General features: G+C 63.2%; 14 protein-coding genes. 4 read left to right on the top strand and 10 right to left on the bottom strand.

Going from position 1 to position 15,598, the window contains the following annotated elements; genetic code table 11:
- Positions 1–195: 195 nt before the first annotated feature.
- From EOA85_RS02730 to EOA85_RS02685, 10 genes are all read right to left on the bottom strand, one after another.
- Positions 196–825, bottom strand: a complete 630-nt coding sequence (locus EOA85_RS02730; RefSeq protein WP_127208269.1) for a sarcosine oxidase subunit gamma family protein — start codon at positions 823–825, stop codon at positions 196–198.
- Positions 818–3,802, bottom strand: a complete 2,985-nt coding sequence (locus EOA85_RS02725) for a sarcosine oxidase subunit alpha (protein WP_127208268.1) — start codon at positions 3,800–3,802, stop codon at positions 818–820. Before EOA85_RS02725 ends, EOA85_RS02730 begins: the two co-directional genes overlap by 8 nt.
- Positions 3,802–4,077 (bottom strand): sarcosine oxidase subunit delta, encoded by a 276-nt coding sequence (locus EOA85_RS02720; protein WP_127208267.1) that lies wholly within the window; start codon positions 4,075–4,077, stop codon positions 3,802–3,804. Before EOA85_RS02720 ends, EOA85_RS02725 begins: the two co-directional genes overlap by 1 nt.
- A 16-nt stretch (positions 4,078–4,093) precedes the next feature.
- Complete coding sequence (locus EOA85_RS02715) at positions 4,094–5,347, bottom strand: sarcosine oxidase subunit beta family protein (protein ID WP_029355341.1); 1,254 nt, start codon at positions 5,345–5,347, stop codon at positions 4,094–4,096.
- Between the two features lie 92 nt (positions 5,348–5,439).
- Positions 5,440–6,747, bottom strand: coding sequence for a type III glutamate--ammonia ligase (gene glnT / locus EOA85_RS02710; protein WP_127208266.1), 1,308 nt, complete (start codon positions 6,745–6,747; stop codon positions 5,440–5,442).
- Positions 6,748–6,789: 42 nt separating this feature from the next.
- The gene (locus EOA85_RS02705; protein ID WP_127208265.1) at positions 6,790–8,118 is read right to left on the bottom strand and encodes an FMN-binding glutamate synthase family protein; all 1,329 of its coding nucleotides are present in this window, start codon (positions 8,116–8,118) and stop codon (positions 6,790–6,792) included.
- Positions 8,119–8,124: 6 nt separating this feature from the next.
- The gene (locus tag EOA85_RS02700) at positions 8,125–8,871 is read right to left on the bottom strand and encodes a GXGXG domain-containing protein (protein WP_164759460.1); all 747 of its coding nucleotides are present in this window, start codon (positions 8,869–8,871) and stop codon (positions 8,125–8,127) included.
- Between the two features lie 4 nt (positions 8,872–8,875).
- Positions 8,876–9,772 carry a glutamine amidotransferase family protein gene (locus EOA85_RS02695; protein WP_127208264.1) on the bottom strand — a complete coding sequence of 299 codons (897 nt, stop codon included), beginning with the start codon at positions 9,770–9,772 and terminating at the stop codon, positions 8,876–8,878.
- 131 nt (positions 9,773–9,903) lie between these two features.
- Positions 9,904–10,122 carry a hypothetical protein gene (locus EOA85_RS02690; protein ID WP_029355351.1) on the bottom strand — a complete coding sequence of 73 codons (219 nt, stop codon included), beginning with the start codon at positions 10,120–10,122 and terminating at the stop codon, positions 9,904–9,906.
- A gap of 22 nt (positions 10,123–10,144) precedes the next feature.
- On the bottom strand, positions 10,145–11,542 hold the full coding sequence (locus EOA85_RS02685; RefSeq protein ID WP_127208263.1) for an ammonium transporter: 1,398 nt from the start codon (positions 11,540–11,542) through the stop codon (positions 10,145–10,147).
- Positions 11,543–11,709: 167 nt separating this feature from the next.
- Between EOA85_RS02685 and EOA85_RS02680 the strand changes: the two genes are divergently transcribed.
- Genes EOA85_RS02680 through EOA85_RS02665 form a run of 4 tightly spaced genes read left to right on the top strand, consistent with a single transcriptional unit; the run spans position 11,710 to position 15,466 of the window.
- Positions 11,710–12,843 carry an aminomethyltransferase family protein gene (locus EOA85_RS02680; RefSeq protein ID WP_127208262.1) on the top strand — a complete coding sequence of 378 codons (1,134 nt, stop codon included), beginning with the start codon at positions 11,710–11,712 and terminating at the stop codon, positions 12,841–12,843.
- Between the two features lie 14 nt (positions 12,844–12,857).
- Positions 12,858–13,454 (top strand): dimethylamine monooxygenase subunit DmmA family protein, encoded by a 597-nt coding sequence (locus EOA85_RS02675; protein ID WP_127208261.1) that lies wholly within the window; start codon positions 12,858–12,860, stop codon positions 13,452–13,454.
- Entirely contained in the window at positions 13,451–14,416 is a 966-nt protein-coding gene (locus EOA85_RS02670; protein ID WP_127208260.1) for a PDR/VanB family oxidoreductase, read from the top strand. Before EOA85_RS02675 ends, EOA85_RS02670 begins: the two co-directional genes overlap by 4 nt.
- A gap of 9 nt (positions 14,417–14,425) precedes the next feature.
- Positions 14,426–15,466 carry a DUF3445 domain-containing protein gene (locus tag EOA85_RS02665; protein WP_127208259.1) on the top strand — a complete coding sequence of 347 codons (1,041 nt, stop codon included), beginning with the start codon at positions 14,426–14,428 and terminating at the stop codon, positions 15,464–15,466.
- Positions 15,467–15,598: the final 132 nt, after the last annotated feature.

Here is a 15,598-nt window from a genome sequence, read left to right as displayed (position 1 = left end):
GGCCGGGCCGCAGGATCAGGCTCGGCCGGGGCGGTCCGGCGGCGACGGCGGGGTAGGGCGACTGGCTCATCTCAACCCCAGTTTCGAGAAACAAGTTTGCCTGTACGTGAAATTATTTTAGCGGCAAGAATAGGCGGCAAGGCCGGATTTGGCAAGGTGAGGCTTCGTGCCGGCCGCAGACACGCGGATGAAACTTTACGCGAATTCCTCGGAATGCCTGATGTCGACGCCGTATTCGGCGGCCGCGTCGAGCATTGTGTGCCACAAGCTTTCGGCGAAGGTTGCAAACACCAGAAGATTGAACACCGCCTGCCCATCCGGCCCGTCATCGCCGCGCCAGAGATTGACGCTGGTATGGTCGATCGACGTCGCGGCAGCGGCGCCGATCGGAAACGCCGTCGGGTGCAGATCGATCGACGACAATTTCGCCAGCATGGTGCGCGCCTTGGCTCCCGAGACGCTGATCCAGGCGCGCGCATGCGACTGGTCCGACAGCGAGGCGGATTGCGAAAACACCTGGCTCAATGTGTTTATCGTGTACTTACCGCCCTTCGATAAGACGAGGAACTGATCCGGTCCCGACCAGATGAGCATCACGTCCGAAGCGCTCACCGCCTTCGGCACATCCGGAGCCGCTAAGCCGAAACGGGCTGTGGTGGCGCTCGCCAGTTCCGCCCCTTTGCCGCGCCGCGCCATCACCTGGATCAACTCGAAATTGCGAACTTCAGTGAGGAAAATGCCCGGCGCGACCTGGCGCTCGCCATAAGCGCCCGCAACAAGCGCGCGTTCCAGCGGACTGCGGGGAAGCCACGAAGATTCAGCCACGCTGGCGCCCTCCATCCGGATCGTAAAAGACGGGATTGCACAGCTCGACATCGTATTCCTCGCCGCGGAGCGGGTCATGCGCATGGACGATCTCGCCGATCCGCTCGCGCCCGCGCTCGACAAGCGCCAGCCCAATCCATTGGTCGAGCGTCGGCGAGAAGCAGACCGACGTGACATAGCCCTGATCGTTGGCGAAACCTGGTATCTCGCCCTTCGGAATGACATGTGCGCCGGAGCGCAGGCGGCGCGTCTTGTCGGTCGGCTTGATGCCAACCACGACCTGCCGATCCGCTGCCGCCAGCGCCTCGCGCCCGGCCATGACGCGGCCGATAAAATCCTTCTTGGTCGACATCATCTTGCCAAGCCCGAGGTCGGCAGCAGTCGTCGTGCCGTTCAGCTCCGGTCCGGCGACATGGCCCTTTTCGATGCGCATGACGCCAAGCGCCTCGGTGCCATAAGGCGTCACGCCGAATTGTTTGCCGGCCAGCATCAGATTGCGCACCAGCGCGTCGCCGTAGCGGGCGGGAACGGAAATCTCGAACGCCATCTCGCCGGAGAACGAGATGCGGAACAGCCGTGACTTGATGCCGCCGCGAAGCGCTACTTCCCGCGCCCCCATGAACGGAAAGCCCTCATTCGACAAATCCTCGGCTGGATCGATCATATCTCGAAGCAGGTCCCGGGTCTTCGGCCCGGCGATCGAGAATTGCGCCCACTGGTCGGAGACGGATGTCAGTTGCACGTCGAGTTGAGGAAACAGCACCTGCCGGCAGAATTCGAGATGCTGCATCACCGGCCCGGCTTTGGCGGTGGTGGTGGTCAGAAAATAATGGTCCTCGGCCAGCCGCGACGTGGTGCCGTCGTCATAGACCATGCCGTCCTCCCGCAGCATCAGCCCGTAGCGCGCTTTTCCCACCGCAAGATTGGAGAAGGTGTTGATGTAGACGCGGTCGAGGAAGGCGCCGGCATCCGGTCCGTGCACGTCGATCTTGCCAAGCGTCGAGACGTCGCAGAAGCCGACGCCAGAGCGCACCGCCTTGACCTCGCGGGTGACCGATTCCAGCCAGTCCTTCTCGCCGGCGCGCGGATACCATTGCGCGCGCTTCCACAGGCCGGTGTCGACGAACACCGCGCCCTGTTCTGCTGCCCAGTGATGCGATGGCGTCAGCCTTGTCGCATGGAAGTTCTCATCGCGATGATGGCCGGCAAAGGCGCCGATGGCGACCGGCACATAGGGCGGACGGTAGATCGTCGTGCCGGTCTCGGGAATGGACTTGCCTGATACCGCCGCCAGGATGGCGAGGCCAGCGACGTTCGAGGTCTTGCCCTGGTCGGTGGCCATGCCGAGCGTCGTATAGCGCTTGAGATGCTCGACCGATTCAAAGCCTTCGCGCTGCGCCAGTTCGATGTCCGAAGCGGTGACATCATGCTGGTAGTCGACAAAGGCTTTGCCTTTGCCTGCGACATGCCAGAGCGGAGCCAGCGAAAAAGCCTCGTCGTCGGCGACTGGCGGCGTGCCGGCATTGCCGTGGTGTCCGGCACTGTGTGCCGCTGCCGCACCGGCGGCAAACCCTTGGCTCAGGCATGCGCCGAGGCCGAAGGCGCCGTTGGCAGCACCGGCGGCCACCATGCCCGGAGGGGCGCCGTCCGGCACGAAGGCTGATATATCGTCCTGCCATTTCGGCCGGCCGCGATGGTATGAGGTCAGCCCGACCGCCGGGTTCCAGCCGCCGGAAACGGCAAGTCCGTCGGCTTCGACTTCCGCGCGTGCGCCGCCGGTCAGCGATATCGAGATTTTCCTGACACCGTCCTTGCCGCCTTCGACACTGGCGACCGAACCGTTCAGCACGGGAAAGCCGGCTTTGGCGGCAAGCGCGCGATGCGCGGCGGACACGTCTGGGCGAGCATCGACGACGGCCGCGATCTGCAATCCGGCACTGAGCGCGGTCTCGACTGTGCGCCAGCCATCCTCATTGTTGGTGAACAGGGCGATCCTCTTCGCAGGGGTCGCCGCATAGCGCGCGACATAGGTCCGCATCGCCGAAGCCATCATCACGCCGGGCGTGTCATTGCCGGCAAAGACGATCGGCCGTTCGATGGCGCCGGCGGCAACGACACAGCGCTTGGCCACGATCCGCCACAGCCGCTGGCGCACCTGGTGTTCGGGCGGCGAGGGCAGATGATCGTTGACCCGTTCGATCGCGCCATAGGTGCCGCCATCATAGACGCCAAACAGCGTCGTGCGGTTCATGATGCGAACATCGGGCAGCGTGGCGAGTTCGGCCAGGGTGCGGGAAGTCCATTCGGCCGCCGGCATGCCGTCGATCGTGCCGCCGTCGGCAAGCAGGCGGCCGCCAAGCGCAAAATCTTCCTCACACAGGATGACGCGGGCACCGCTGCGACCGGCGGCAAGTGCTGTCGCCAGCCCGGCCGGGCCGGAGCCGGCGATCAGCACGTCGCAATGCGCCCAGGCCTTGTCGTAATGGTCGGGATCGGCGACGCCCGGCGCGCGTCCAAGCCCTGCGGCGCGGCGGATCGCCGGCTCGTAGATCGCTTCCCAGAACTTCGCCGGCCACATGAAGGTCTTGTAGTAGAAGCCGGCGACGAAGATCGGCGAGAACAGCTGGTTCACCGCCATCAGGTCGTGGCGCAGCGACGGCCAGCAGTTCTGGCTGGCCGCTTCCAGACCGTCATAAAGTTCTGCCGTGGTCGCCTTGGTGTTCGGCTCGCGCCGCGCGCCCGTGCGCAGCTCGACCAGCGCGTTGGGTTCTTCCGAGCCTGATGTCAGGATGCCGCGCGGCCGGTGGTATTTAAACGAGCGGCCGACCAGCTTGACGCCATTGGCGATCAGCGCCGAGGCAAGGGTGTCGCCCTGGAAGCCGGCAAAGGTTTTGCCGTCGAAGCGAAAGTTCAGGGGCGCCGAGCGGTCGATGAGGCCGCCGCTCTCCAGCCGGTGCGTCTGCGCGTGACTAACCATCAGGCGCCAACCTTTGCAGCGCCTGCGCCCGCCGCCGGCTCGACCGAGGAAATCTGGTGTGTCAGCGTGTTGCGGGTGATCTTCAGCCAGGCCCGGCAGCCGCCAGCATGGTACCAATATTCGCTCATCGCACCGGCAATGTTGTCGCGCAGGTAGACATAGTCGAACACGTCGTCCTCCGGGGCGCCGGCTGCCGGACGCACCGGCTTGGCGTCGCCGAGATAGCTGAACTCGCCGAGTTCGCGTTCGCCGCAGAAGGGACAGACAATACGCATGCTTTTTGGACCGTCCTCAGTGCAGGTTCGGTTGGGCGCCGACGCCCTTTTCATCGATCACAGCACCCCGCCGGAACCGGTCCAGGCGGAACCGCGCCGCTTCTGTGTGCAGTTCGTCGCGGGCCAGAAGATGGGCAAAGACGAGGCCGGAGCCGGGCGTCGCCTTGAAGCCGCCATAGCACCAGCCGGCATTGAGATAGAGCCCGTCCACTGGCGTCTTGTCGATGATCGGCGAGCCGTCCATCGACATGTCCATGATGCCGCCCCACTGGCGCAAGAGGCGCACGCGGCCGATCATCGGCATCAGCGCCATGCCGCCCTCGCAGACGTCTTCCATGACCGGCATGTTGCCGCGCTGGGCATAGGAATTGTAGCCATCTATGTCGCCGCCGAAGACCAGCCCACCCTTGTCGGACTGGCTGACATAGAAATGGCCGGCGCCGAAGGTCATGACGTTGGGGAGCAGCGGCTTGATCGCCTCGGAGACGAAGGCCTGCAGCACATGGCTTTCGATCGGCAGGCGCAGGCCCGCCATCGCCGCGACACGCGACGAACTGCCGGCGACGGCCATGCCGACCTTGCCGGCGCCGATTGTGCCGCGCGAAGTCTCGACGCCGGTCACTTTGCCGTTGGCGTCGCGCGAAAAACCTGTCACCTCGCAATTCTGGATGATGTCGACGCCGAGCGCGCTCGCCGCATGGGCGTAGCCCCAGACCACCGCGTCGTGGCGCGCTGTGCCGCCGCGCCGCTGCAGCAGGCCGCCTTGCACGGGAAAGCGTGCATTGTCGAAGTTCAGGAACGGCATCATCTTCTTGACCGCCGCCAGGTCGAGCAGCTCGGCATCGATGCCGTTGATGCGCATCGTGTTGCCGCGCCGCGCATAGGCGTCGCGCTGCGCATCGGAATGGTAGAGGTTGATGACGCCGCGCTGGCTGACCATCGTGTTGTAGTTGAGATCCTGCTCCATGCGCTCCCACAGCTTCATCGACAGTTCGTAGAAGCCGGTGTTGCCGGGCAGCCCGTAATTGGAGCGGATGATGGTGGTGTTGCGGCCGGCATTGCCGGAGCCGATCCAGCCTTTTTCCAGCACGGCGACATTCCTGATGCCGTACTCGCTGGCCAGGAACCACGCTGTCGCCAGGCCGTGGCCGCCACCGCCGATGATCACCACGTCGTAGTGATCCTTCGGGCTGGCGTCACGCCAGGTGCGCTGCCAGGTCTTGTGACCGGAAAACGCGGCGCGGGCGAGGGAGAAGATCGAGTATTTCATAAATCTATTCCGAGATCGCTCACGCCACGCAGCACCTTTCTTGGCGCATCGGAATCATCCGAAAACCGCTTCACACTTTTCGGTCCGATGCTCTAGATATCCAGCGTGTGGTCACGCTCCCACTGGGTGAAGTGGGAAGCATAGGAATTCCATTCCTGGTGCTTGAGCTTTAGATAAGCCGACGAGAATTCCTCACCCAGCGCCGCCTTGAGCGATTTGTCATTGTCGAACTCGCGCAAAGCATCGAGCAGGTTGAGCGGCAGCTTCGGCGCACCCTCCACCGTATGGCCGAACTGGTACATGTCGATGTCGTAGCGCTTGCCCGGATCGGCCTTCGAGCGGATGCCGTCGAGGCCGGCGGCGATGATGACGGCCTGCAGCAGATAAGGGTTTGCCGCGCCGTCGGGCAGGCGCAGCTCGAAACGGCCGGGGCCGGGCACGCGCACCATGTGGGTGCGGTTGTTGCCGGTCCAGGTCACCGAGTTCGGCGCCCAGGTGGCGCCCGAAATGGTGCGCGGCGCATTGATGCGCTTGTAGGAATTGACCGTCGGGTTGGTGATCGCAGCAAGTGCGGAGGCATGTTTCATGATGCCGCCGAGAAAATTCTTGCCCTTCGCCGACAGGCCGAGCTCCATGGCGTTGTCGGCAAAGACATTGGTCTTGCCGTCCTTGTCCCACACCGAGATATGGGCATGGCAGCCATTGCCGGTCAGGCCGGGGAACGGTTTTGGCATGAAGGTGGCGCGCAGGCCGTGCTTTTCGGCAACGGATTTCACCATGAACTTGAAGAAGGAATGCTTGTCGGCGGTCGCCAGCGCGTCGTCGAAGGCCCAGTTCATCTCGAACTGGCCGTTGGCGTCCTCATGGTCGTTCTGGTAGGGGCCCCAGCCGAGTGCCAGCATGTGGTCGCAGATCTCGGCGATGACATCGTAGCGGCGCATCACCGCCTGCTGGTCGTAGCAGGGCTTTGACGCTGTGTCGTAATCGTCGGAAATCCTCTTGCCGTCCGGCGAGATCAGGAAGAACTCGGCCTCGACGCCGGTCTTGACATGCATACCGTCGCCGGCGGCCTCGTCAATCAGCCGCCTCAGCGTGTTGCGCGGCGCTTGCTCGACCGATTTTTCGTCCATAATGCAATTGGCAGCAATCCAGGCGACTTCCGGCTTCCACGGGAGCTGGATGACCGAATCCGGATCCGGCACCGCCAGCATGTCTGGATGCGCCGGCGTCAGGTCGAGCCAGGTGGCAAAGCCGGCAAAGCCGGCGCCGTCCTTCTGCATGTCGGCGATGGCTTGCGCCGGCACCAGCTTGGCGCGCTGCCCACCGAACAGGTCGGTGTAGGAAATCATGAAATATTTGACGCCGTTCTCTTTGGCAAAGGCGGCGAGATCGTTCCCCATTGTAGTTCCTCGCTTATGGCATTCTTGGTGGTTTGATATATCTTAGAAGCCGTTTTTCCCCGGTATCCAGTTGGTGCCGGCCAGCGGTACGCCGGCCATGGCGGCGGCTTCGATCGTCAGCGCGACGAGATCCTCGGGCTCGAGATTGTGCAGGCTGTTCTTGCCGCAGGCACGCGCGATCGTCTGCGCCTCCAGCGTCATCACCTTAAGATAATTCGCCAGCCGTCGGCCGGCCGCTATCGGATCGACCCGTTTCATTAGTTCGGGGTCTTGCGTGGTGATGCCGGCCGGGTCGCGCCCCTCATGCCAGTCGTCATAGGCGCCGGCGGTAGTGCCGAGCTCGTTGTACTCCGCCTCCCAGCGCGGGTCGTTGTCGCCGAGCGCGACAAGTGCGGCCGTGCCGATCGACACCGCGTCGACGCCGAGCGCCAGCGCCTTGGCGACGTCGGCGCCATTGCGGATGCCGCCGGAGACGATCAGCTGCACCTTGCGGTGCATGCCGAGATCCTGCAGTGCCTGCACCGCCGGCCTGATGCAGGCAAGCGTCGGCTGGCCGACATTCTCGATGAACACTTCCTGGGTGGCGGCGGTGCCGCCCTGCATGCCGTCGATCACGACGACGTCGGCGCCTGACTTAACCGCAAGGGCTGTGTCGTAATAGGGCCGCGCGCCGCCGACCTTGACGTAGATCGGCTTTTCCCAGTCGGTGATTTCGCGCAGTTCCAGGATCTTGATTTCCAGATCGTCAGGCCCGGTCCAGTCGGGATGGCGCGAGGCCGAGCGCTGGTCGATACCCTTCGGCAGCGTGCGCATTTCGGCGACACGGTCGGAGATCTTTTGGCCAAGCAGCATGCCGCCGCCGCCGGGCTTGGCGCCCTGGCCGACGACGATCTCGATGGCATCCGCCCGCCGCAAATCGCGCGGGTTCATGCCGTAGCGCGATGGCAGATACTGGTAGACCAGCGTCTTGGAATGGCCACGCTCTTCCTCGGTCATGCCGCCGTCGCCGGTGGTCGTCGAGGTGCCCGACAGCGTCGCGCCGCGGCCGAGTGCTTCCTTCGCCGGGCCGGAGAGCGACCCGAAACTCATGCCGGCGATGGTAATCGGGATTTTCAGTTCGATCGGCTTTTTCGCATGGCGCGAACCCAGCACCACGCTGGTGTCGCAGCGCTCGCGATAGCCTTCGAGCGGATAGCGCGAGATCGAGGCGCCGAGCACCAGCAGGTCGTCGAAATGCGGAAGCTTGCGCTTGGCGCCGGCGCCGCGAATATCATAGATGCCGGTCGCCGCCGCGCGGCGGATCTCGGAGAGCGTGTAGTCGTCGAAAGTCGCGGATTTGCGCGGCGTCGTCGGCGGGTTGCGATAGGTCATAGAGCCTCAATACGCGTCGGCGTTGTCGATGTTGAAATTGTAGAGCGTGCGCGCCGAGCCGTAACGCTTGAATTCCGCCGCCTTGACGCCGGTCGCGCCGGCACGGTCGAGAAGGCCCTGCAGGAGTTCCAGATGCTCTGGCCGCATCTCCTTGGCGATGCAGTCGGCGCCGAGGCTTTCGACCTTGCCGCGCACGAACAGCCGCGCCTCGTAGATGGAATCGCCGAGCGCGTCGCCGGCATCGCCCAGCACCACCAGATTGCCGGATTGCGCCATGAAGGCCGACATGTGGCCGATATTGCCGTGGACGACGATGTCGATGCCCTTCATCGAGATGCCGCAGCGCGACGACGCATTGCCTTCGATGACCAGCAGCCCGCCCCTGCCGGTGGCGCCGGCATACTGGCTGGCATCGCCTTTGACCGTTATCGAACCCGACATCATGTTTTCGCCGACGCCGGGTCCCGCCGAGCCATGCACGGTGATGGCGCTGCCGTCGTTCATGCCGCCGCAATAATAGCCGACGCTGCCGTGGACATCGATGGTGATCGGCTGGTCGACGCCGACGGCGACGGAATGGCTGCCTTTTGGGTTCAGCACTTCCCAGGCGGTCTCGTTCGAACCAGGGGTCAGATTGTGTAGCGCCTGGTTGAGCTCGCGCAGCGGCATTTCGGCCAGGTCGAAGACCGTCGACGCCCGACTCTGCTCATGGTCTTGCTCGCGGGTCGCCTTGGAGACGTTGATTGCCGGCATGAGCTCAATGCTCCCAGAAATAGACGGTTGCGGGCTCGGGCTCCCAGACCCTCGCATTGTCGATGCCGGGCAGCTTGGTGAGCGCGCGATATTCCGAGCCGAAGGCGACATACTGGTCGGTCTCGGCCATGACGGCAGGCTTGCAGGCGATCGGATCGCGCACCACGCCGAAGCCGTTCTTGGTGCCGACGACAAAGGTGAAGAAGCCGTCGAGGTCGCTCAGCGTGCCTTCCAGCGCCTCGCCGAGATTCTTGCCATGCGCCATCTGCGAGGAGAGATAGGCGGCCGCGACTTCGGTGTCGTTCTCGGTCTCGAATTTCATGCCTTCGCGGATCAGCTCGCGACGGACATTGTTGTGATTGGACAGCGAGCCGTTGTGCACCAGACACTGGTCGGCGCCGGTCGAGAACGGATGCGCGCCCATCGTCGTCACCGCCGATTCCGTCGCCATACGGGTGTGGCCGATGCCGTGCGTACCGGTCATGCTGCGCACGTCGAAGCGATCGACGACCGCTTCGGGCAAGCCGACCTCCTTGTAGATTTCGACGACATCGCCGGCGCCCATGATGCGGATATCGGGGCGCAGCGCCTGGATGGCCTCGCGCACTTCATCGATCTTGTCGGGCGTGGTCCTGACGACCGCATGCGTCGATTTCACTGCGATGTTCACCGGCGTTCCGATCGCCCTGGCGAGTTCGGCGTCAAGGTTGCGGAAATCGTGCTCCGGCTTGGCCGACTGGATGGTGATCTTGGCCTCGTTGCCGGATCGCGCTCCATAGATGGCGATGCCGGCGCTGTCGGGACCGCGATCGCTGAGCGAGATCAGCATCTCCGAAAGCATCGAGCCGAGCCGGGGCTCGAGCGACTTGTCCTTCAAAAACAGTCCGACGATTCCGCACATGTCAGGCTCCCGAGATGAGGTATGATTTAGCTGCTACCAGCTTCATGAGTCGAATTCAACTCGCATGAAAGTTTTTTTCATCTTGGACAAGTCGTCTGGCGCAAATGACGCGCCAGACGACCATCGGCGACTTAATGGCGGTCGATCGCCTTTCTCGTCTCATCTCCAGTGCGATCCGCAGCCATATCGGCCTCGATTTCAGCACTCTCGTGGCGCGTCTGGAGGACGTGCCATCCGATCCAGAAGACGAGGCCGATGATCACCATCACGACTTCGGAACCCTGAAACGGGTAGATCGCGCCGACGTCCTTGAGGTCCACGGCCCAGCTTTCCATTCCATTGGTAGACACTGCGGTTCTCCTTGCCCGTTGACTATTTGATCATGGCTTTTTCGGCGGTTCCCACTTCGCGGACCGACGCCTCGAAAGCATGATTGAGGGCGAAGTCGACGCCCTCGAGTTCCACCTTCGCCGGTACGCGCAGGAGGTTCATGCTGCTGAGGATCTTGCAGACCACGAAGGTGGGGACGAAACCGAGCACGAACATCAGCACCGCACCAGCGAAATTGCCGAGCGGGTTGATGTGCGCGAAGCCCTCATAGGGCGAGGACGGCTGTCCCCACAGCATGAAGCCCGCCACCACGACCCCGAGGAATCCGCCGTAACCGTGCACGGCGACGGCGCCGACCGCATCGTCGATCTTGAAGCGGCGTTCGACGAAATAGTGCAGCTTGTAGCAGATGGTCGGGACGATCGCGCCGATCAGCAGTGCCTGGATCGGGTGATAGAGGTCATTGCCGGCTGAGGCCGAGATAATGCCGCAAAGCCCCATCGAGAATGTCCAGAAGGGGTCGCCTTTAGAGACGATGTAGCCGGCCAGCATACCGCCCGACAGCGACATCAGGAAGTTGAAGGTGATCGCCGAGAGCGTGGTCGGCGCGAGATAGATGTTAGTCGCCGTCCAGGTCTCGCCGGTGATCTGGCCGGCAATCGTGGCCGGGCTGATCAGCGGAATGTTGCACGCGGCGTAGAAGCCCCAGAAGCCGGTGAAGATCAGGAACAGGCCGATCGTGACCAGCCACACATTGTGAGGTGGGATGGCGCGCGCCGTGCCGTCGGGCCTGAACTTGCCGATGCGCGGACCCAACACGATGAGAAAGGCGAGCGCCGCTCCGCCCGCGATCGCGTGCACGACGCCCGATGCATAGGCATCATGATAGCCCCAGAGCTTCACCATCCAGCCTTGCGGATGCCAGCCCCAGGACGCGTCGAGGATCCACAGGACCGAACCGACCAGCACCGCGACGATCCAGAACGCACCCGAGCGCACGCGTTCTATGATCGAACCCGAGATGATCGACGCCGTCGTGATGGAGAACAGCAGGAAGGCGCCCCAGAACACGCCATTGAGGCGATGCCACAGCGCGGCATCGGTAGGGGTGACCCCCGTCTCGCCTGGATTGACACCGGAGAGGTGGGTGCCCATCAGCGGATTCCATGGTTCGGCAAATGGTGCGGTGACAAGTCCGCCGGCGATGCCCGGCCCATTGGGGAAACCGAAATAGATCCACCAGCCGAAGAAATAGAACGTGATCGTGACGAGCGGGATCGCCATCGCGTTCTTCATAAGCGTTTTCAGATGATTTCGCCGGCGCGACACGCCGACCTCGTACATGCAGAACCCGACATGGATCAGGAACATCATGACGATGGTCACCCAGTAATAGAATTCCGTGAAAATGGTCGTTAGAGCGTTGAGATTCCCTTCCATTTCATGTCCCCTCCGTTCAGTTGCGTTCCTTGCCTCTGAGTAAAACTTTTTGCATCTTAGTATTGCGCGCTTTTGGAGTTTTGAGTCAATATGGCGCAGACCGTCGCCGGGCCCTCAGTGCCCTTGAGCGGCGAAACACCGGCAATCGTGTGAGGAGAAGCAAGTCCATGACCGCATCCTGGAGATTTTCGACCTTGGCGGATCGCCATCGTGCGCTCGGTTCGAAGCTCGAAGACTGGAGCGGGATGGGCACCGCCTGGACCTACGACAAGAACGCCGACGAGGAGTATATCGCCATCCGCACCAAGGCCGGGCTGATGGACGTGTCGGGCCTGAAGAAGGTCCACATCACCGGGCCGCATGCCTCGCACCTGATCGACCTCGCCACGACGCGCGACGTGGAGAAGATCTATCCCGGCAAGTCGGCCTATGCCTGCATGCTGAACGAGGCCGGCAAGTTCACCGACGACTGCATTCTCTACCGCACCGGCCCGAATGCCTGGATGGTCGTGCACGGTTCGGGCACCGGCCATGAGGAGTTGCAGCGCGCCGCCATGGGCCGCGATGTATCGCTGCGTTTCGACGATAATCTGCACGACCTTTCGCTGCAGGGGCCGATAGCCGTCGATTATCTGGCAAAGCATGTGCCGGGCATTCGCGACCTCAACTATTTCCACCACATGCAGACCCGGCTGTTCGGTTTTCCGGTGATGATCTCGCGCACCGGCTACACCGGCGAACGCGGCTACGAGATCTTCTGCCGTGGCCAGGATGCCGGCACGATCTGGGACACCATCCTCGACGAGGGCAAGAGCGCCGGCATCATCGCGTGCCGGTTCACCACGCTCGACATGCTGCGCGTCGAGAGCTATCTCTTGTTCTATCCCTACGACAATTCGCAGAAGTATCCGTTCGAGAACGAAGGCCCCGGCGACACACTGTGGGAGCTCGGCCTCGACTTCACAGTCAGCCCCGGCAAGACAGGGTTTCGCGGTGCCGAGGAGCACTACCGCCTCAAGGGCAAGGAGCGGTTCAAGATCTTCGGCGTGCTGCTCGAAGGCAAGGAGCCGGCCGACGAGGGCGCGCCGGTCTATCGCGACGGCAAAAAGGTCGGTGTGGTAACTTGCGCCATGTATTCGCCGCTGGTCAAGAAATCGATGGGCATCGCCCGGCTCGATGTCGACTGCGCCGTCCAGGGCACCAGGCTCCAGATCCGCAACAAGAGCGGCGCCATCAGCGCGACGGCTGAGCCGCTTCCCTTCGATGATCCGAAGAAGACCAAGCGCACGGCGAAAGGCTGAGGCATACTGAGAGAATGGCAGCGAAAAGCATCATCAGCCGGCCGGTCTACGGAACCCTGTCCCCGCAGCCCGGCAAGCACCATCTTTTCGTGGCGGATGCAGATGGAGCGCTGGCCATAACAGACCTGGCCGCCAAGGCGCCCGATGGTTTGTTTGCCGATGCCCATATCATCTTCATCCCCGGCAATGACAGCAAGCATGTCGCCGCGCTCGAAGCGCTGAAGCCGGCGCAGTTCTACCAGGGGCCTTCCTTCGCCAGCGCCCTCCCGCGGCTGAAGCAGACGCTGGCCAACGCCCATATGGGCCTGCGTCTCTATCTCGCCGGCACCGAGGGGCTGATTGGCCAGGCCATGCAGGCTGCGCTCGAAGCCGGCATCGATCACACCTCCATCCAGACCGAGCACCGCGGCTCGCGGGCGCGCCGCATCCATTGCGTCCATTGCAAGGGCATCACCGAAAACGTGACGACGCAGCCTGCAACGTGTTCGCATTGTGGCCTGCTTCTTCTGGTACGCGATCACTATTCCAGGCGCCTCGCGGCATTCCAGGGCGTCTGCATCAATGCGGAAGACCGCAGCGAAATTCCTCCGACGGAGGAGATCTTTCGATGAGCACCGGCACCACCAAGCTTGACGTCGTGGTGAGCGATGTCGTCCCGGTCAACGAATTGGTCACGCGCTTCCATTTCCGCCGGCGCGACGGGCAGCTTTTGCCGACATTTTCCGGCGGCGCCCATGTTGTGGTGGAGATGCGCGACGGCGAGCGGACGAGGCTCAACCCCTATTCGTTGATGGGCTCGCCGCTTGACACACGCGAATACACGATCTCTGTGCGCCGCGACGACGTCGGCCGCGGCGGCTCGCTGTTCATGCACAGGCATGTCAGGCCCGGCATGGAGATGGTGATCAGCTACCCGGTCAATCTTTTTTCGCTCGATCTGCGCGCCAGGAAGCATCTGATGCTGGCGGGAGGCATCGGCATCACGCCGTTCATGGCGCAGACCGCGCAGCTGGCAGCGGAAGGCGGCAATTTCGAGCTGCATTACACCTGCCGCACCGCCTCGCTCGGCACCTATGCCGATGTGCTCAGAGAGCGCTATGACCGCCGCGTCAGGTTCTATCACGACGACCGCGACGAGCGCATCGAGCTCGACCGGCTGCTGTCGTCACAGCCGCTCGGCACACATCTCTACGTCTGCGGCCCGTCCGGCATGATCGGCTGGGTGCGCGACCGCGCCGCTGCGCTGGGCTGGCCCACGGAAACCGTGCATTTCGAGCATTTTGCCGCCCCGCAGCCCGGCGCCCCCTTCGACGTGACGCTGGCGGTCAGCGGCAAGACGATCCGCGTCGGCGAGCAGCAGAGCCTGCTCGAGGCGATCGAGGCCGCCGGCGTCGATCCGCCCTATCTCTGCCGCGGCGGCGTCTGCGGCCAGTGCGAAACCAACGTCATCGCGCATGACGGCAAATTCATCCACAACGACCATTGGCTGAGCGAGGAAGAGCACCGTTGCGGCAAGAAGATCATGCCCTGCGTCTCGCGCTTCGAGGGCAGGTCGCTGGTGCTGGAAAGATAGGAGGCGAGCTTGGGAATCACCTTTCGCAAGGAAACGTTCCGCGACGACTTCACGTTCAAAAACAGCCCGGAGCACATCAGGCGGTTTCCGTTCCCGTTCCACGAAGACAGCTACATGTATGCGGTCAATATCGAGCCGCATGTTCTGGGGCCGAAAGGCAGCGTGCTCGAAAACCTGATCGACGTCGACGAGCACTATGTCGCCGAGATGCAGGACCGCGCGCTGGTGCTGGCGGAAGACCCGCTGCGCTGCCAGTCGCTGCCGCACATGACGCTGGCCGGCTGGGACCTGCTAGAGCTTCTAATGGAACAGCAGGCGCTCGGTTATCCCGAGCATTTCACGCTGTCGCGCGACGGCGACAAATGGCGCTGGATAAACCGGCCGCTCGGCATCGACGACAGCTTCACCTTCGGCGACGTGTCGACTCTGCCTTACGGGCCGATGGAATACATCACGCGGCAATCACAAGGCGATTTCTGCATCCTAGACCAGCGTGACGGCAACCTCTGGATGGATGCCGGCATGGTCACAACCCAGGCCGACTGGTCGCTCGATTTCGACATTGGCATGAACTTCTTCGAGTGGCACGCGCCGGTGCCGCTGGCGCATGAGAAGGGCATATTCATCCGGGCGCTGAAGTTCCTCACCAACATTCAGCAAGGCAAGCCGGCGCGGCGGTTGAACTGGACGATGACGATCAATCCGCGCCTCGACACCAGTCCGGAAAATTATCACAAATGGGGCCCGGACCGGGCGACGGTGACGCCCGAAAACGTTGGCGACAAGGTCCATCTGCGTGTCGAATTGCAGAGCTTCTGGCGGCTGCCGCGCTCGAACGGCATCGTCTTCCCGATCCGCTGCTACCTGATCAAGATGGATGAGCTGGTGACGCAGCCGAAATGGGCGCGGCGCCTGCACCGCGTCATCCGCGACCTTCCCGACGAGCTCGCCAATTACAAAGGCCTGACACGCTATCGTCGGACACTGGTCGAATGGCTGTCGAAGCTCGACGACGGCAGCCCGACGAGCCCGGGGTTTGGGCCGGACTAAGTTTCTGCCTGCTCTGTTTGTGCCGCCCCTCAAGCCCTGGGTTCCTCGCCTCCGCGAGCGGGGGAGAAGTGGCCGCGAAGCGGCCGGAGAGGGGGGCTTCGTAGGGCGCCGTCCCCCTCTCCGTCTCGGCTT

Source organism: Mesorhizobium sp. M5C.F.Ca.IN.020.29.1.1, from assembly GCF_003997375.1.
Classification (GTDB): Bacteria; Pseudomonadota; Alphaproteobacteria; order Rhizobiales; family Rhizobiaceae; genus Mesorhizobium; species Mesorhizobium wenxiniae.
This window is presented reverse-complemented; position numbering and strand designations above follow the sequence as displayed.